This window comes from Streptomyces sp. NPDC047130 (assembly GCF_040643475.1).
GTDB lineage: Bacteria > Actinomycetota > Actinomycetes > Streptomycetales > Streptomycetaceae > Streptomyces.
The window spans coordinates 15870-33008 of record NZ_JBEYUK010000025.1; the positions used below are offsets into that span (position 1 = coordinate 15870).

Below are 17139 nucleotides of genomic sequence, written 5' to 3' on the forward strand. Positions count from 1 at the left end.
GGGCCCACCGGCCCCGCGCCCGAAGCGGCCGCGCGCCGTAGGCTTGCGGCATGCAGAGCCCGTCGGACCGTCACGAGTACCCCGCACACTGGGAAGCCGACGTCGTGCTCCGCGACGGCGGCATCACCCACGTCAGGCCCATCACCGAGGACGACGCGGAACGCCTGGTCAGCTTCTACGAGCAGGTCTCCGACGAGTCGAAGTACCTGCGGTTCTTCTCCCCGTACCCCCGCCTGTCCGCCAAGGACGTGCACCGGTTCACCCACCACGACTACGTCGACCGGGTCGGCCTCGCGGCCACCTTCGGCGGCGAGTTCATCGCCACCGTCCGCTACGACCGGGTCGACGCCACCGGCATGCCCGCCTCCTCGCCCGCCGACGAGGCCGAGGTCGCCTTCCTGGTGCAGGACGCCCACCACGGCCGCGGTGTCGCCTCCGCGCTGCTGGAGCACATCGCCGCCGTCGCCCGGGAACGGGGCGTGCGCCGCTTCACCGCCGAGGTGCTGCCCGCCAACACCAAGATGATCAAGGTGTTCACGGACGCCGGATACGCCCAGAAGCGCAGCTTCGAGGACGGCGTGGTCCGCCTGCACCTCGACCTCGAGCCCACCGACCGCTCGCTCGCCGTCCAGCAGGCCCGCGAGCAGCGTGCCGAGGCCCGCTCCGTGCGGCGGCTGCTCGCCCCGGGCTCGGTCGCGGTCGTCGGCGTGAGCCGCGGCAGGGGCGGCGTGGGCCGCAGCGTGCTGGAGCACCTGCGTGACGGCGGCTTCACCGGCGCCCTCCACGCCGTCAACCCGTCCTTCCCCGAGGACCTCACCGAGCTCGACGGCGTCCCCGCCCGCCGCTCGCTCGCCGGGATCGACGGGCCGGTCGACCTCGCCGTGGTCGCCGTCCCCGCCGACCGGGTGCCCGAGGTCGTCGACGAGTGCGGGGCGCACGGCGTGCAGGGGCTGGTCGTCCTCTCCGCCGGGTACGCCGAGCTGGGCCCCGAGGGGCGGGAACGGCAGCGTCAACTGGTGCGCCGGGCACGCGCGTTCGGCATGCGTGTCATCGGGCCCAACGCGTTCGGCGTGGTCAACACCGCGGCCGACGTCCGGCTCAACGCCTCCCTCGCCCCCGAGATGCCCCGCGCCGGGCGGATCGGCCTGTTCACCCAGTCCGGCGCCATCGGCGTCGCCCTGCTCTCCCGCCTCCACCGGCGTGACGGCGGGGTCACCGGCGTCACCGGGGTGTCCACCTTCGTCTCGGCCGGCAACCGCGCCGACGTCTCCGGCAACGACGTCCTCCAGTACTGGTACGACGACCCGGAGACCGACGTCGCGCTGATGTACCTCGAGTCCATCGGCAACCCGCGGAAGTTCAACCGGCTGGCCCGGCGCACCGCCGCGGCCAAACCGCTGGTCGTGGTGCAGGGCGCCCGGCACAGCGGCGTGCCCCAGGGCCATGCCGTGCGCGCCACCCGGCTGTCGCACGACACCGTCTCCGCGCTGCTCCGCCAGGCCGGCGTGATCCGCGTCGACACCATCACCGAACTGGTCGACGCGGGGCTCCTGCTGGCCCGTCAGCCGCTGCCCGCCGGCCCCCGGGTGGCGATCCTCGGCAACTCCGAGTCGCTGGGCCTGCTCACCTACGACGCCTGTCTCGCCGAGGGCCTGGAACCGCTGCCCCCGCTGGACCTCACCACCGCCGCCACCCCCGACGACTTCCACCGCGCGCTCTCCCGCGCCCTGGCCGACCCCGGCAGCGACGCCGTGGTGGTCACGGCCATCCCCCGCATCGACGAGGCGGCGGGCGACGGGGGCACGGCGGCGGACGCCGCGCTCGCGGAGGCCCTGCGCACCGCGGGGGCCGACGCGCCGGACAAGCCCGTCCTGGTCGTCCACGTGGAACTCGGCGGACTGGCCGAGGCGCTCTCCGCCGCCGCCGTCACCGCGCCCCAGGCCCGGGCCGCGGCGGAGGCACGGCCGGAGGACGCCGGGGAGGCCGCGGCGTCCGGGGAGGCGGCGCCGGCGGGGGACAGCGCCCTGCGGCAGGACGCCCGGCAGCAGAGCGGCGCGCCGCAGAGCAGCGGGCAGCAGAGCACCGATCAGCAGAGCACCGATCAGCAGAGCACCGGGCCGCAGTACACCCCGCAGCCCGACGAGACGCGACTGCGGTTGATCCCCGCCTACCCCGCCGCCGAACGCGCGGTCCGCGCCCTGGCCGAGGCCGTCCGCTACGCGGGCTGGCGCCGCGACGCCGCCGAGGCGGGCCGGGTGCCCGAGTTCGAGGACATCGACGAGAAGGAGGCCGCCTCCTTCATCGACACGCTGCTCGCCGACGCCCCGGGCGCCGCGGGGACCGGCCCCGCCGCGGGGACCAGGCCCACGGTCGGGACGGGACCGGCCGTCGGCGCCGGGTCGGCCGCCGGGACCGGACCGGCCGCCGAGGCGGGGCCGGACGTCGGTGTCGAGCTGGGCCCCGAGGAGACCCATGCCCTGCTGCGCCGCTACGGCGTCCCGGTACGCCGCGCCGTCCCCGCCGGCACGGCCGACGAGGCCGTCGCCGCGGCCCGCAGGATCGGTTTCCCGGTGGCCCTGAAGACCACCGCCCCGCACCTGCGGCACCGCGCGGACCTCGGCGGCGTCCGGCTCGACCTGGCCGACGAGGAGCAGGTCCGCCGCGCCTTCGCCGAACTGGCCGAGCTGTTCGGCGGGGCCGAGCAGGTCCGCCCGGTGGTGCAGCAGATGGCGCCGCGCGGTGTGGACACCCTGGTCCGCGCCGTGATCGACCCCGCCGCGGGCCCGGTGCTCTCCTTCGGCCTGGCCGGCGCCCCCTCCCAGCTGCTCGGCGACCTCTCGCACCGGCTGATCCCGGTCGCCGACCGCGACGCCGCGGCCATGATCCGCTCGGTGCGGACCGCGCCCCTCCTCTTCGGCTGGCGCGGCGCCGCCCCGGTGGACACGGACGCCCTGGAGCGGCTCCTGCTGCGGGTGTCACGCCTGGTCGACGACCACCCCGAGGTGGTGGCCGTCACACTGGAGCCGGTGGTCGTCGCCCCCCGCGGTGTGAGCGTGCTCGGCGCCTCGGTGCGACTGGCGCACCCGCCCGCCCGCGACGACCAGGGACCGCGTACGCTGCCGCAGTACTGACCGGCCACCCGGCCCGCACGGCACCAGGCACACGACCGGCCCCGCACGGGACCCCGCCCGGCCCGCACGCCGCGCGACGGGGCGAACCGGACCGCTCCCGGGCGGTCCGGGCAGTCCGTGCGCCGCCGTAGGATGGACGTCATGGCCAAGACCAGTACGACGACCCAGGGGCTGCGCGCGGCGATCGAGCGCAGCGGCTACTACCCGGCCCTCGTGGCCGAGGCGGTGGAGTCCGCCGTGGGCGGCGAGCCCGTCCGGTCGTTCCTGGTCCATCAGGAGACCACCTTCGACGCCAACGAGGTCCGCCGCCATGTGACGGTGCTGGTGCTCACCGGCAACCGCTTCATCGTCAGCCACACCGACGAGCAGAACGCCGACAGCAGCTCCCCGTCCCCGTACGCGACGACGTCCACGGAGTCGGTGAAGCTGGAGAAGATCGCCTCCGTGGTGGTCAGCCGCGTCGTCTCCGACCCGGAGACCTACACGCCGGGCCGGCTGCCCCGCGAGGTCGTGCTGACCATCGGCTGGGGCGCCGTCGCCCGCATCGACCTGGAGCCGGCCGCCTGCGGCGACCCCAACTGCGACGCCGACCACGGCTACACCGGCAGTTCCACCGCCGACGACCTCTCCCTGCGCGTCAGCGAGGCCGGCGACGGCCCGGAGACGGTCGCCCAGGCGCTCGCCTTCGCGCAGGCGCTCTCCGAGGCGATCGCGGACAACGCCCGTTGATGTCCCACGCCGCATGGGACGACTGGGAGCGGGCCAACGCCGCCGCCGTCCCCGGTCACCCGGAGCCGCTTCCGCCGGCCTCCGCGCCCGTCCCCGAGTACGGCAGCGGCTCCCTCGCCGACCTGCTGCCCACCCTGGCCGCGGGCATGGGCGTGCCGGGGCTCAGCCCGGCCATCACCGAACTCGCCCCCGCCGACCGGGCGTGCGTCTTCCTCGTCGACGGCCTCGGCTGGGAGCAGCTGAAGGCGCACCCCGACGACGCGCCCTTCATGAACTCTTTGCTGGCCTCCTCGCGCGGCGGCACCGGCCGCCCCCTGACGGCCGGCTACCCGGCGACCACCGCCACCTCCCTGGCCTCGGTCGGCACCGGCCTGCCGCCGGGCGCGCACGGCCTGCCCGGTTACACGGTCCGCAACCCGGAGACCGGCGAGCTGATGAACCAGCTCCGCTGGAACCCGTGGACCCCCCCGGCGCTGTGGCAGCCCCACCCGACCGTCTTCCGCATGGCCGAGGCGGCCGGCGTGCACGCCGCGCAGGTGTCCTCCCCGGCCTTCGCGACCACGCCGCTCACCCAGGTCGCGCTCAGCGGCGGCACCTTCCACGGCCGCCTCTCGGGCGAGGAACGGGTCGACCTCGCCGCCGAGCAGCTCGCCGCGGGCGACCGGGCGCTGGTCTACACGTACTACTCCGAGGTGGACGGCGCGGGCCACCGGTTCGGCATCGACTCCGACACCTGGCGCGGACAGCTCGCCTACGTCGACCGCCTGGTCCAGCGCCTCGCCGAGCAGCTTCCGCCGCGCAGCGCCCTCTACGTCACCGCCGACCACGGGATGATCGACGTTCCGTTCGACGAGGAGCACCGGATCGACGTCGACGAGGACTGGGAGCTGAAGGCCGGCGTCGCGCTGCTGGGCGGCGAGGGCCGCGCCCGGCACGTGTACGCGGTCCCGGGCGCGGCCGGCGACGTCCTCGCCGTCTGGCGCGAGGTGCTCGGCGAGCAGTTCTGGATCGCCTCGCGGGACGAGGCGATCGCGGCCGGCTGGTTCGGCCCGCACGTCGACGAGCGGGTGTACGACCGCCTCGGCGACGTGATCGCGGCGGCGCGGGACGACGTGCTGCTGATCGCCTCGGAACGGGAGCCCAAGGAGTCCCTGATGGTCGGCAACCACGGCTCGATGACGCCCGCCGAGCAGTTCGTCCCGCTCCTGGAAGTCCGCACCTGACGGCCGCCGCCGTCACCCGCCTCCCGCCCCCGCCTCCTGCCCCCTCCGCACGCCGACCGAAAGGCCCTCGACCTGTCATGCCAGAGCCGGTGTTCTGCTCCGCAGCGATGGACCGCGGCACGTCGGCCGACGCTCCCGGGCGTTCGCCGCGGGCCGTGCGGGCGCGGGCGGGCGGCCTCGGGAGCGGGATCGTCCACGTAGGTTCGTCGGGGAAGGGCCCGCGTTGCTGATGTCCGAGCTGGTGTTCTTCTCCGGGACGATGGACTGCGGAAAGTCCACCCTGGCCCTCCAGATAGACCACAACCGCTCCGCCCGCGGGCTGGAGGGGCTGATCTTCACCCGCGACGACCGGGCCGGCCAGGGCAAGCTCTCCTCACGTCTGGGCCTGGTGACCGACGCGGTGGAGGCGGGGCCCGGCTTCGACCTGTACGGCTTCGTCGTGGACCGGCTGCAGCGGGGCGGCCGGGTCGACTACGTGATCGCGGACGAGGCGCAGTTCCTCGCCCCGGAACAGGTCGACCAGTTGGCGCGGATCGTGGACGACCTGGAGATGGACGTCTACGCCTTCGGCATCACCACCGATTTCCGCACCCGCCTCTTCCCCGGCTCCCAGCGGCTGATCGAGCTCGCCGACCGCGTCGAGACCCTGCAGGTCGAGGCGCTGTGCTGGTGCGGCGCGCGGGCCACGCACAACGCGCGCACGGTGGGCGGCGTGATGGTGGTCGAGGGCGAGCAGGTCATGGTGGGCGACGTGGCCAACCAGCCGGGCGAGATCGGCTACGAGGTCCTGTGCCGGCGTCACCACCGCCGGCAGATGACCGGCGCGACGGCGCGGGCGGCCTCCCTCTCGCCGGACGTCCTGCCGGTCACCGGCTGACTCCCGCCGCTCCGGGCTCACGTGCTGCCCCGGCCCGCCGGTACTCGGCGTCGTGCGGTTGGGCCCGCCGGCCGGCCAGGTGTCGGGGTGCGGCCCGGAATGCCTCGGGCAGCGAAGTCTCGTCGCTCACCAGGTCCGTGAGGGCGTCGACGGCGAGCCCGCCCAGGTCTGTCCACACCGGCGATAAGGCCCCACCGTGCCGTGGGCCGTCGCCAACGCCTCCTGCCGCCGGCAGGCCCGCAACGCACGCGGTCACCGAGATCGTTCCGGTGTGCCGACGGCGGCCCGGACGGGGCGGCCCGTCCGCGCGGCCGTCGGCGTGCCGCGGGGCCTCAGTCCCGCCCGTGGAGCGCGGTGCGCAGGGTGTCGACCGCCATCCGGATGGCGCCCTCGGCGGCCTGGGTGCCGCGCAGCGCGTTCAGCATCACGAAGTCGTGGATCGCGCCCTGGAACCGCACCGCGGTGACGGGGACGCCGGCCTGGCGGAGCTTGTCGGCGTAGGCCTCGCCCTCGTCGCGCAGCACGTCGGCCTCCGCGGTGATCACCAGCGCCGGGGGCAGGCCGGCGAGCTGCTCGACGGTGGCCCGCAGCGGTGAGGCGGTGATCTGCGCGCGTGCCTCCTCGTCGGTCGTGTACTGGTCCCAGAACCACTGCATGCCGTCGCGGCGCAGGAAGTAGCCGGTGGCGAACGCGTGGTACGAGCCGGTGTCGAAGGCGGCGTCGGTGACCGGGTAGAAGAGCACCTGCTGCCGCAGCGGGATCCCGCCGCGCTCCTTGGCCATCAGGGTCAGCGCCGCGGTCATGTTGCCGCCGACCGAGTCCCCGGCCACCGCCAGGCGGCCGGCGTCCAGGCCGTGGGCGGCGCCCTCGGCGACGATCCACCGCGCCACCGTGAAGTTCTGCTCCACGGCGACCGGGTAACGGGCCTCCGGCGACAGGTCGTACTCGGGGAAGACGACGGCCGCGCCCGCGCCGACGGCCAGTTCGCGCACCAGGCGGTCGTGGGTGTGGGCGTTGCCGAAGACCCAGCCGGCGCCGTGGATGTAGAGGACGACCGGCAGGGTCCCGCGGGCGCCCGCGGGACGGACCACGCGCACGCGGACGCCGCCGGTGGGACCGCCGGGGACGGTCACCCACTCCTCGTCGACGTCGGGCTTGCCGGTCCCGCCGGACTGCACCTCGTCGACGGCCTTGCGGCCCTCCGCGGGCGGCAGCTCGAACAGGTAGGGACGCTGGGCCGTCGCCTCGGCGAACGCGGCAGCCGCCGGTTCCAGCACGGGTCGGGTCTCGGACACGGAGGTCTCCTCGGGGTAGCGGGGTGGGGCGTCCGGCGCCGGGACACACCGGCCCCGGCGGCACGCGCGGGCCTGGTCCGCGCAGGGTGCGACCGGAGCGCCGCTCCCACGCTAGGCAGGCGGGGCCCGCCCCCGATTGCCCCGGCGCGCACGGCGACTTCTCCCTGGGCGCACGCTCCGCGGCGGTGCACGACCGAGCAACTCGTCGTGCACTTCCGGGACATGCGCGGCCCGTCGACCGTGCTTCGCTCCTGTCGCGGCCACCGGACGGCACCCGAGGACGGCACCGGACGGCACCGTACGGGGCCGCTTCCCGGCCGCTCCGCCGTCGGCGTCGGCCGCACCGCCGCGACCGCACCGCAGCGACCGCACCGCCCCGTTCCGCCGCCGCGCCGTCGCGCCGTCGCGGCACGCCCCCTCCCGAGGAGTTCCAGAGATGTCGACCATGCCCGTCGGCGGACTCGTTCCGCTCGCCGAGGAGAACGCGGCGGACCTCGTCGTCCGCAACGCGCGGATCCACACCGGGGACCCGGCCCGCCCCCACGCCGAGGCGATCGCCGTACGGGACGGCGTCGTCACGGTCGTCGGCGACGACAAGGACGTGGCCGGCTCGGTCGGACCCCGGACGCGGGTCGTCGACGCGCTCGGCCGACGGGTCGTCCCCGGCCTCAACGACGCCCACCTGCACGTGATCCGCGGCGGCCTCAACTACGTGCTGGAGCTGCGCTGGGACGGCGTGCGCAGCCTCCGCGAGGGGCTGCGGATGCTGCGGGAGCAGGCCGCCCGCACCCCGAAGGGGCAGTGGGTCCGGGTGGTGGGCGGCTGGTCGGCGGAGCAGTTCGCCGAACGCCGGCTGCCGACGCCCGCGGAGCTGAACGCCGCCGCACCCGACACCCCCGTCTTCGTGCTGCACCTCTACCAGTCGGCGGTGATGAACCGCGCCGCGCTGAAGGCGGCCGGCTTCACCCGGGACACGCCCGACCCGAAGGGCGGTCAGATCGTGCGCGGGCGGGACGGGGAGCCCACCGGCATGCTGCTGGCCGCACCCGGCGCGCTGATCCTCTACTCGACGCTGGCCAAGGCGCCGACGCTCGAGGGCGAGGACCGCAAGACCTCCACCCGCCACTACCTGCGGGAACTCAACCGGTTCGGTCTGACCTCGGCGATCGACGCCGCCGGCGGCTTCCAGAACTTCCCCGACAACTACGCCACCGTCGTCGAACTCGCCGAGGCCGGGCAGCTGTCGCTGCGCATCGCCTACCACCTGTTCCCGCAGACGCCCGGCCAGGAGGTCGACGACCTCGCCCGCTGGATCGCGACCGTGCGGCCCGAGGACGGCGACGCCTGGCTGCGGCTCAACGGCGCCGGGGAGAACCTCACCTGGTCGGCCGCCGACTTCGAGAACTTCGCCGAGCCGCGCCCGGAACTCGCCGACGGCTACGAGGCGCAGTTCGAGAAGGCGGTCCGGCTGCTGATGGAGAACGGCTGGGGCTTCAGGCTGCACGCCACCTACGACGAGACCATCCGCCGCGACCTGGTGGTCTTCGAGAAGCTCGCCGCGGACGGCCTCTTCCCGGCCGGTAACCGCTGGCTGTTCGACCACGCCGAGACCGTGTCCGCCGAGAGCCTGGACCGCATCGCCGCGCTCGGCGGGGCGGTGTCGGTGCAGAACCGGATGTCCTTCCAGGGAGAGGTCTTCCTGCGCCGCTACGGTCCCGGCGCCGCCGCGGACGCGCCGCCGGTGCGGGCCATGCTGGACCGCGGTCTCACCGTGGCGGCCGGCACCGACGCCACCCGGGTCTCCAGCTACAACCCGTGGGTCGCGCTGCACTGGCTGGTCAGCGGTCGCACCGTCGGAGACCTGGCGCTGCGGCCTCCGTCCAACCGGGTCGACCGGCGGACCGCGCTGGAGATGTTCACCCGCGCGGGCGCCGCGCTCACCGGCGAACAGGACGTCAAGGGACAGCTGCGACCCGGCTGCTACGCGGACCTGGCGGTGCTGTCCGACGACTACTTCTCCGTGCCCGAGGAGGAGATCCCGCACATCGAGTCCCTGCTGACCGTGGTCGGCGGGCGCGTGGTGTACGCCGCCGCGGACTACGAGGGCATCGACGAGGAACTGCCGCCCGTCAGCCCCGCCTGGAGCCCGGTGACCCGCTTCGGCGGCTACCAGGCGTCGGGGCGGGCCCAGGCGCTCTCCGCGGGCGTCCGCCAGGCCGCGTCGCTCGGCGAGGCCGTCTCCGAGTCGCGGGAGCACCGGCGGTGGCGCGAGGAGCGCGGCCGGGTGCGGGCGGACGCGGCCATTCCCTTCGACCCCTGCTTCGACCTGTGAGCGTCCGCGCGGACCATGGCCCGAAGCACCGCCCGCGGTCCCGGCGCCGCCCCTGATCCCCGTCCGCACCCGGACGGACATCCTCCGCCCGCGGAGGGCCACACAACGGCGCGGACCGGCCGGTCCGCGACCTCACCCGACCCACCACACCCGACCCACCACCGAGAGAGGCAACACCCCATGGTCAACATCGCCGACGTCACCGCTGCCCCCAGCCCCGACCTCCTCACCCCGGACAACTGCGCGGTCCTCTTCGTCGACCACCAGCCGCAGATGTTTTTCGGCACCGGCAGCGGCGACCGCACCGCCATCATCAACTCCACCGTGGGCCTGGCGAAGGCCGCGAGCGTCTTCGACGTGCCGGTCGTGCTGTCGACCGTGGCCGCCGAGAGCTTCTCGGGCCCGCTGATGCCGCAGCTCGCCGACGTCTTCCCCGGCCACAAGATCATCGACCGGACCACGATGAACGCCTGGGAGGACGTGAACTTCGTCGAGGCGGTGAAGGCCACCGGCCGTCGGAAGCTGGTGCTCGCCGGTCTGTGGACCGAGGTCTGCGTGGTGCTGCCGGCGCTCTCCGCCATCGCCCAGGGCTACGAGGTGTACGTGGTCACCGACGCGTCCGGCGGTGTCACCCCGGAGGCGCACGAGCACGCCGTCCAGCGCATGGTCCAGGCCGGCGCGGTCCCGGTCACCTGGGTGCAGGTGCTGCTGGAGCTGCAGCGCGACTGGGCCCGCACCGAGACGTACGTCCCGGTCGGCGACGTGGTCAAGGCGCACGGCGGGGCCTACGGCCTCGGCATGGTCTACGCCCAGTCGGTCATCGGCGCCCACGCCGCCGGCTGACCGGCGGCGGAACACACTCGGCACACGGCGGGCGGGAACGAACGTGATGGACGCTGGACTGTTGATCCTCCGGCTGGTGGTGGGCCTGCTCATCGCCGGGCACGGGGTGCAGAAGGTGAGCTTCCACCTCGGAGGCGGGGGCCTGGCGGGCGGGACGGAGGAGTTCCGCCGCGACGGGTTCCGCGGCGGCCGGCTGACGGCGCTCGCCGCGGGGGCCGGTCAGATCGGGTCCGGCCTGTTCCTGGCCGCCGGGCTGCTGACCCCCCTGGCCGCGACGGCCGCGGCGGGAGTCATGACCGTCGCCGTCACCGTGAAGCGGCCGAAGGGGCTCTGGGTGCAGAACGACGGCTACGAGTACCCGTTGGTGCTCGTGGCCGTCCCCGCCGCCCTGGCCCTCACCGGGCCCGGGCGGTGGTCCGCGGACCAGCTGCTGGGCCTCACCCCCTGGCCGCTGTGGATGTCGCCGGCCGCCGTCCTGGCCGGTCCCGGGATCGGGCTGCTCACCCGCCTGGTCCTGCACCGGCCGGCGACGGCGGGGGGAGGGGCCGGGCGTGCGCAGGCTGCTGGGTGACGCCCTCCGCACCCTGTGGCCGCGGGGCGAGGAGCTCCACGGCCCGCTGCCGCCCCTCCTGCTGGCGCTGACGGTCGCCACCGGGCTGGTGGACGCGGTGAGTTACCTGGCGCTCGGCCACGTCTTCGTCGCCAACATGACGGGCAACGTGGTGTTCCTCGGCTTCGCCCTGGCCGGGGACGCCGAACCGTCGGTGCTCGCGCCGGTGGCCTCGACGGCCGCCTTCCTCCTCGGCGCGCTGGCCGGTGGCAGGCTCGGTACCCGGTTCGCCGGGCACCGGGCCCGCCTGCTGGCGGCGGCCGCGGCCGGGGAGACGGCGCTGGTCGCGGCCGCCCTGGTCACGGCGGCCGCGGCGCACGGCCGGGTGACCCCGGGCGTCCAGTACGCGCTGATCGCGTTCCTCGGGCTCGCGATGGGGCTGCAGAACGCGGTCGCCCGCCGCCTGGGCGTCCCCGACCTCACCACCACGGTGCTGACACTGACCCTGACCGGTCTCGCCGCGGACTCCGGCCCGGCCGGGGGAGAGGCGCCACGCCCCGGGCGGCGGGTGCTGTCGGTGGCCGCCATGTTCCTCGGCGCGCTGACCGGCGGTTCGCTGGTCCTCGCCGGGCACCTCGTGGCCACGCTCGCGCTGACGCTGGCGCTGCTGGCGGCCGTCGCCGCGGCCGCCCACCGGCAGCGGTCCGCCGACGCCGCCTGGGTCCGGCCGCGTCCCTGACCCGCGTTCCTGGCCCCCGTTCCTGACCCGCGCCGCTCAGTCGCGCCGCTCAGTCGCGTTGCGCCATGAGGTCGGCGATCACGCCCTCCAGGTCGATGTGCCGTCCCTCCGTACCCGGCGGCACCAGCCGGCCGGTCCGGCTCAGGAACGCGGTGATCGCGGGCGCCGCGATCTCCAGCACGGCGGCGCCCGCCCTGGACCGGACGACCACCCGCACCCAGGAGCGGCGGTCGCGCCGGTGCGGCGAGACCAGGACGTCCCCCGCGCCCGCCGGCCACGACCACGTGCACGACGACCTCGTGCAGGACCTGACGCACAGGGCACCCCCATCGTTCCCGGCCCGGGGGGCTCGGGGATTCGTCTCGTGCCGTCACGGTAGGCGGCCGCCCGGCCGGTTCTTGCCGTCGGACGAACGGGGTGTTGCCCCAGAGGGACGAGAGCGGCGAGCACGCGATGCGTCCCTCCGCCGCGTTGCGGAGGGCGCCGGCCCCGCCGGGCATCCAGGTCGTTGGACGCACAGCCGCGCATCGGTACCCGCGCGGGAACGGACCGGCTCGCTCGGGCAACAGGTGTGCGCAGCGGTACGTCCTGTTCACCCAGGTCGGCCGCCGGCCGGGGGCAGGGCCCTAGGGTGGTGCTCCGGTAGCCGTCGATCGGGGCGTCGCGCCCTCGCGCAGGAGTCACTCGTGGACCATCGCTCCGAACCGCCGCCGGTCCTCGAGCGGCCGGTTCAGGCCTTCGCCGACGCCTACGACACCGACGCTTACGACACCGACGCCTACGGCACCGCGGCTCCCGGCGACCGAGACGCGTCCGCCGACCGGACCGCCGCGCTGCTCGGCGAGGCGGAGAGGTCCTCCGACGTCGAGGAGGAGTGGCTGGCCGTCCCCGGAGACGACGGCGAACGCGTCCGGGTGCGCATCCTGCGCCCGGCCGGAGCGGATGAGGCCCTGCCGGTCGTCCTCCACCTGCACGGCCTGGGCGGGGTCCGGACCACGGCCGGCGCCCACCAGCGGCTGCTGGAGGACGTGGTCCTGGGCGTGGACGCGGCCGTCGTCGTCCCCGAGTACGACCTCGCGGGGGCCGCCCCGCATCCGGTGGCGCTGGAGCAGGCGTACACCGTGCTGCGCTGGATCGCCGGGGGCGGCGGGGAGCGGCTCCTCGACGGCTGCCGCGTGGCCGTCCACGGGGTGTCCACCGGCGCCAACCTGGCCGCCGCCCTCACCCTGCTCGCCAAGGAGCGCGGCGACGTCGACCTGCTGTACCAGGTGCTGGTCTGCCCCGTGGTGGACGCCGGCATGGGCACCGCCTCGCACCGGCTCTTCGCCCGCGGCTACGTCGTCGGCGGGGCCGCCCTGCGCGCCTTCTGGCGGCGTTACCTCCCCGACGGCGCGCCGCGGGCCGCGGCCACCGCCTCCCCGGCCCGGGCGACGGTCGACCAACTGCGCGGCCTGCCACCCGCGTTGGTGCTGACCGCAGAGGCCGACGCGGTACGCGACGAGGGCGAGGCGTACGCGGCGCGGCTCAGGGCGGCGGACGTGCCCGTCGTGTCCGCGCGCTACCACGGCACGATCCACGGCTTCGTCCTCTTCGACCCGCTGCGGCACAGCTGGGCGAGCCGCGCGGCCCGCGTCCAGATCCTCGACACCCTGCACGTCGCCCTGCACCGGACGTGGTGACGGCCCGCCTGCCGCCAGGGACCCGCCCCCGGGTTCCGCGCTGTGCCCGCACGGTGCGGCGCCCTCACCCCACGGACCGCCGCACCCGCGTCCCGGCCCTGACGCCCGGCCCGCTGCCGAGCAGGCGCGGACGCATGCCGGGCGCGGCAGGCAGGGCACAGGCGCGGCCGGGCGCAGGCGCGGGCGGCGGCCCTCGGTCAGCCCGAGCCGACGCCCGTCTCCGGGGCCGTGCTCGTCGCCTCCCGGAGGCGGCGGGCCGGCGGCGTGAGCAGGCCGAAGAAGGTGCCCTCGGGGTCGGTCAGCTGGACCGAACGGCCGTCGGGCCCGTCGGCCGGCGGCCGGGTGATCCGGCCGCCGAGTTCCACCGCACGGGCCGCCGCGCGGTCCACGTCCTCGGCGGCGAAGGAGGCCAGCCAGTGCGCGCCGCCGCCGCGGTGGACGGAAGGTCCCGCGCCCCGGATGCCGAGGACCGGCCGGCCCGCGTGGCGCAGCACGACCCGCTCCGCGACCGGCGAGGGGGCGCTCTCCCGCTCGAGGCCGAAGACCGTCTCGTAGAACTTGGCCGCGAACGGCGCCTCCGCCACCACCAGTTCGAGCCAGGCGGGGGAGCCCGGCCGGTCCGGGGCCGGCGGCGGGTAGCCCGGCGGCAGGCGCCGCACCCCGAACACCGCGCCGGACGGGTCGGAGCAGAACGCCAGACGCCCGCCCTCGGCGTCGTCCAGCGGACCCACGCCGACGGTGCCGCCGCACTGACGGATCGCGAGGGCCGCGCCGTCCACGTCGTCGGCGCCGAGGAACGGCGTCCAGACGCTGGGCAGCCGGACCCCCGCCGGCAGCAGGCCGATGCCGGCGACCGGGCGGCCCTGGGCCGTGGCGATCAGCTCGTTCCCGCGGTGGCGCGTGCCGGGGAGGAACTTCCAGCCCAGCAGCGGGCCGTAGAAGTCCCGCGCGAGACCCAGGTTCCGCGTCATCAGACTCACCCAGCAGGGCGCCCCGGGTGCGCCCGGTGCGCGTCCGGTGGTGGAGAAGTCGCTCACGTCGGCCGCCCCCGTTCTGTCCGTCATCGGTCTTTTCATGGTTTCCGTACCCCTTTGTCGGGGGAGTCGGAGGGTTCTGTCTTCTCGGCGGATCCCCGCCCCGGGCCGGAACATGCACCACTGTTACGCGCGCTGTTCACCTCTGTGCGCCGCGGGCACGCGGCGTGCGCGAACGTGCGCGGTGCGTGACCGAAGTCGCCGTGGCGGAGCAGCGTAGCCAACACGGAGGGGCGTGGCCATCCGGGGCCCCCGTCCGGCGTGGCGTGCGCTCCGGCCGTCCGGCTCCGGGCGTCCGGCTCCGGGCGGGACCGGCTCGCGGGGGTTGGCCGACTCGCCGGGTTGGCCGGGGCGGCGGCGGGTCGGGCAGGATGCGGGGCATGAACTCCGCACTGGTGACGGCCGCCGAACTGGCCGGACTGCTGGAAGGCCCGACTCCTCCCGTGCTGCTCGACGTGCGCTGGCAGTTGAGCGCCGCCAAGGCGAACGGGGAACCCGCGTTCGACGGACGTGCCGAGTACGAGCGCGGGCACCTGCCGGGCGCGGTCCACGTCGACCTGGACCGGGAGCTCGCCGGGCCGCCGGGGGAGGGCGGCCGCCACCCGCTCCCGGACCTCGGCGTCCTGGCCGCGGCCCTGCGCCGCGCGGGCGTGTCCGCCGGGCGGCCGGTCGTCGCCTACGACGGCGGCATCGGCTGGGGCGCGGCGCGGGCGTGGTGGCTGCTGCGGTGGGCCGGTCACCAGGACGTACGGGTGCTGGACGGCGGCCTGCCGGCCTGGCGCGGGCCGCTGGCGGAGGGGCCCGAACCCGCGCCCGAGGAGGGCGACTTCCAGCCGGAGCCGGGAGGCATGCCGGTGGTCGACGCGGCGGGCGCCGCCGAACTCGCCCGCGAGGGGCTGCTGCTGGACGCGCGGGCGGGGGAGCGGTACCGGGGAGAGGTCGAGCCGGTGGATCCGGTCGGCGGTCACATCCCCGGCGCGGTGTCCGCGCCCACCTCGCTCAACGTGGGACCCGACGGTCGGTTCCGGCCGCTGGGCGAACTCGCGGCCCGTTACGCGGAGTTGGGCGCCGCGAAGGAGGGCGCCCGGGTGGGCGTCTACTGCGGGTCCGGCGTCTCCGCGGCGCAGGAGGTCCTGGCGCTGGAACTGGTGGGGATCAGGGCGGCCCTCTACCCCGGCTCCTGGTCCGAGTGGGTCGCCGACCCCTCCCGCCCGGTCGCCAAGGGCTGACCACGCGTCCCGGCCGACGCACGCGGCCGACACGCCTCCGGCCGGCGGCGCGTGCCGACGGCCGGGACGGCGGCTACTCCGAGTTCTTCTTGCGGCGCGTGCCGAAGACGATCTCGTCCCAGCTGGGGACCGCGGCCCGGCGGCCCGGGCGGACCCCGTCCGCCTCGGCCTGCCGGTCGGTCGCCCCGATCAGACGGTCACGGTGGCTGCTGACCGCCCGCGGCATCAGCACGTCCGCGTAGGCGGAACCCGCCCCCGCGGACGCCGCAGGCGCCGGCGGTTCCTCGACGTCCGGCTCCGTGTCGGGGCCTTCGGCCCCGTCCCCGGGGCGCTCCGGCACGACCAGGTCGCCCCGGAAGCTCGGCACCGCCTCCAGCAGGCTGGTGAGCGAGTCCCCGCTCTCCTCGACCGGGTCCGACGGCTGCGCCTGCGCCGGCACCACCGCCCGCTCCGGCCGGTCACCGCGGTCCCGGTCCCTGTCCCGGTCACGGTCGCGCGGCAGACGGGCGATCCGCGGCACGAACGGGTGCGCCGGCTCCGCCGGACCGAGGTCGTCGGACTCGCCGATCAGCGACCGGGCCTCGTCGTCCACCGCGGTGACCAGGCGACGCGGCGGGTCGTAGGTCCAGCTCGCCGTGTGGGTCTCGCCCGCCACGCGGTAGACCAGCAGCACCTCCCAGGTGCCGTCGTCCCGGCGCCACGAGTCCCACTGCACCGTGTCCTTGTCGGCGCCGCGCAGCAGCAGCCGCTCCTGGACCGCCTCGCCCAGCGGGGGACCGGTGTTCTCGCCCGGGCGTCGCACGGGGGTCTTGCGGGCGCGCTCCGCCATGAAGGCGCGCTCGGCCAGCACGGGGCCCTCGAAACGCCTCACCCGGTCCACCGGGATGCCGGCCAGCTGGGCGACCTCCTCCGCGGTGGCACCCGCCCTTATACGGGCCTGGATGTCGCGGGGGCGGAGGTGGCTCTCCACCTCGATCTCGATCTGTCCGAGACGGGGGCGGTCGCCGCGTACGGCGGCGCGCAGCCGTTCGTCGATCGGAAGCGTGTACTCCGTGCTGTCCGCAGCCTTGAGCACCAGCCGTGTGCCGTCATTGGAGACGGCCACGACACGCAGTTCGGGCATGGGGACCTCCCGGGTGGTGCCTGCCGACGTCACGTGCGTCGCTGCTTCCGCTAGTCGAGTGTGGCCTGCCCGGGTGCAGCCTGCCACAACCTTGCCGAGTTGCCCGGCGTGTCGGGCGCCGGGCCCAGGCACACCGCCATGGCACGGATACCTGTTTGCAACGTCAAGTGACCCACATCGGTCACCCTGCGCAACAGCCTCCCTCCCCGGCGTTCCTGACGGATCGCGGGCGCCCAGGCGGGAGTCCGGACCCAGGGCTCTGAACACTACTCCATTTGGGCCACGTGCGTGGATTGGCGCGCCGGTCGAATCGGGGCGGGTCGCCCCAAGATCGCCTCGGCCCGGCGCCTCAAGG

At 75.5% G+C, this 17139-nt stretch carries 14 protein-coding genes; 10 read left to right on the forward strand and 4 right to left on the reverse strand.

Going from position 1 to position 17139, the window contains the following annotated elements:
* The first annotated feature begins 50 nt into the window (after positions 1-50).
* The 4 genes from ABZ836_RS24555 (at position 51) to ABZ836_RS24570 (ending at position 5960) form a co-directional block, all read left to right on the forward strand.
* Entirely contained in the window at positions 51-3131 is a 3081-nt protein-coding gene (locus ABZ836_RS24555; RefSeq protein WP_361145460.1) for a GNAT family N-acetyltransferase, read from the forward strand.
* 141 nt (positions 3132-3272) lie between these two features.
* Positions 3273-3860, forward strand: coding sequence for a DUF5998 family protein (locus tag ABZ836_RS24560; RefSeq protein WP_356133706.1), 588 nt, complete (start codon positions 3273-3275; stop codon positions 3858-3860).
* Positions 3860-5083 carry a nucleotide pyrophosphatase/phosphodiesterase family protein gene (locus tag ABZ836_RS24565; protein WP_361145463.1) on the forward strand — a complete coding sequence of 408 codons (1224 nt, stop codon included), beginning with the start codon at positions 3860-3862 and terminating at the stop codon, positions 5081-5083. Before ABZ836_RS24560 ends, ABZ836_RS24565 begins: the two co-directional genes overlap by 1 nt.
* A 229-nt stretch (positions 5084-5312) precedes the next feature.
* Positions 5313-5960, forward strand: coding sequence for a thymidine kinase (locus ABZ836_RS24570; RefSeq protein ID WP_356133703.1), 648 nt, complete (start codon positions 5313-5315; stop codon positions 5958-5960).
* A 332-nt stretch (positions 5961-6292) separates the two neighbouring features.
* Here the strand turns inward: ABZ836_RS24570 and ABZ836_RS24575 are convergent, their stop codons facing one another.
* Positions 6293-7255 (reverse strand): alpha/beta hydrolase, encoded by a 963-nt coding sequence (locus ABZ836_RS24575; protein ID WP_361145466.1) that lies wholly within the window; start codon positions 7253-7255, stop codon positions 6293-6295.
* Between the two features lie 436 nt (positions 7256-7691).
* Here ABZ836_RS24575 and ABZ836_RS24580 point away from each other — a divergent pair, with 436 nt between their 5' ends.
* The 4 genes from ABZ836_RS24580 (at position 7692) to ABZ836_RS24595 (ending at position 11719) form a co-directional block, all read left to right on the forward strand.
* Positions 7692-9587: an amidohydrolase gene (locus tag ABZ836_RS24580; RefSeq protein ID WP_361145469.1), complete on the forward strand. Its 1896-nt coding sequence runs from the start codon at positions 7692-7694 to the stop codon at positions 9585-9587.
* 180 nt (positions 9588-9767) lie between these two features.
* Entirely contained in the window at positions 9768-10430 is a 663-nt protein-coding gene (locus ABZ836_RS24585) for a hydrolase (protein ID WP_356133697.1), read from the forward strand.
* 46 nt (positions 10431-10476) lie between these two features.
* Positions 10477-11001 (forward strand): DoxX family protein, encoded by a 525-nt coding sequence (locus ABZ836_RS24590; protein WP_361145472.1) that lies wholly within the window; start codon positions 10477-10479, stop codon positions 10999-11001.
* Entirely contained in the window at positions 10982-11719 is a 738-nt protein-coding gene (locus tag ABZ836_RS24595) for a YoaK family protein (RefSeq protein WP_361145475.1), read from the forward strand. The genes ABZ836_RS24590 and ABZ836_RS24595 overlap by 20 nt, the downstream gene beginning before the upstream one ends.
* A 49-nt stretch (positions 11720-11768) precedes the next feature.
* On the opposite strand, the gene ABZ836_RS24600 is transcribed toward ABZ836_RS24595, so the two are convergent.
* Complete coding sequence (locus ABZ836_RS24600) at positions 11769-12038, reverse strand: SsgA family sporulation/cell division regulator (RefSeq protein ID WP_361145598.1); 270 nt, start codon at positions 12036-12038, stop codon at positions 11769-11771.
* A gap of 367 nt (positions 12039-12405) precedes the next feature.
* On the opposite strand from ABZ836_RS24600, the gene ABZ836_RS24605 reads away from it, so the two are divergent.
* Entirely contained in the window at positions 12406-13398 is a 993-nt protein-coding gene (locus ABZ836_RS24605) for an alpha/beta hydrolase (RefSeq protein WP_361145478.1), read from the forward strand.
* Between the two features lie 197 nt (positions 13399-13595).
* On the opposite strand, the gene ABZ836_RS24610 is transcribed toward ABZ836_RS24605, so the two are convergent.
* Positions 13596-14462 (reverse strand): VOC family protein, encoded by an 867-nt coding sequence (locus ABZ836_RS24610; protein ID WP_361145481.1) that lies wholly within the window; start codon positions 14460-14462, stop codon positions 13596-13598.
* 350 nt (positions 14463-14812) lie between these two features.
* Here ABZ836_RS24610 and ABZ836_RS24615 point away from each other — a divergent pair, with 350 nt between their 5' ends.
* Positions 14813-15661, forward strand: coding sequence for a sulfurtransferase (locus ABZ836_RS24615; protein WP_361145484.1), 849 nt, complete (start codon positions 14813-14815; stop codon positions 15659-15661).
* A gap of 73 nt (positions 15662-15734) precedes the next feature.
* Here the strand turns inward: ABZ836_RS24615 and sepH are convergent, their stop codons facing one another.
* The gene (gene sepH, locus ABZ836_RS24620) at positions 15735-16784 is read right to left on the reverse strand and encodes a septation protein SepH (RefSeq protein WP_356133684.1); all 1050 of its coding nucleotides are present in this window, start codon (positions 16782-16784) and stop codon (positions 15735-15737) included.
* Between the last annotated feature and the right edge of the window lie 355 nt (positions 16785-17139).

Coding starts and splice junctions, on each gene's coding strand:
- ABZ836_RS24555 (WP_361145460.1), top strand. CDS start 51: ATGCAGAGCCCGTCGGACCGTCACGAGTACCCCGCACACTGGGAAGCC.
- ABZ836_RS24560 (WP_356133706.1), top strand. CDS start 3,273: ATGGCCAAGACCAGTACGACGACCCAGGGGCTGCGCGCGGCGATCGAG.
- ABZ836_RS24565 (WP_361145463.1), top strand. CDS start 3,860: ATGTCCCACGCCGCATGGGACGACTGGGAGCGGGCCAACGCCGCCGCC.
- ABZ836_RS24570 (WP_356133703.1), top strand. CDS start 5,313: ATGTCCGAGCTGGTGTTCTTCTCCGGGACGATGGACTGCGGAAAGTCC.
- ABZ836_RS24580 (WP_361145469.1), top strand. CDS start 7,692: ATGTCGACCATGCCCGTCGGCGGACTCGTTCCGCTCGCCGAGGAGAAC.
- ABZ836_RS24585 (WP_356133697.1), top strand. CDS start 9,768: ATGGTCAACATCGCCGACGTCACCGCTGCCCCCAGCCCCGACCTCCTC.
- ABZ836_RS24590 (WP_361145472.1), top strand. CDS start 10,477: ATGGACGCTGGACTGTTGATCCTCCGGCTGGTGGTGGGCCTGCTCATC.
- ABZ836_RS24610 (WP_361145481.1), bottom strand. CDS start 14,462: ATGACGGACAGAACGGGGGCGGCCGACGTGAGCGACTTCTCCACCACC.
- ABZ836_RS24615 (WP_361145484.1), top strand. CDS start 14,813: ATGAACTCCGCACTGGTGACGGCCGCCGAACTGGCCGGACTGCTGGAA.
- sepH (WP_356133684.1), bottom strand. CDS start 16,784: ATGCCCGAACTGCGTGTCGTGGCCGTCTCCAATGACGGCACACGGCTG.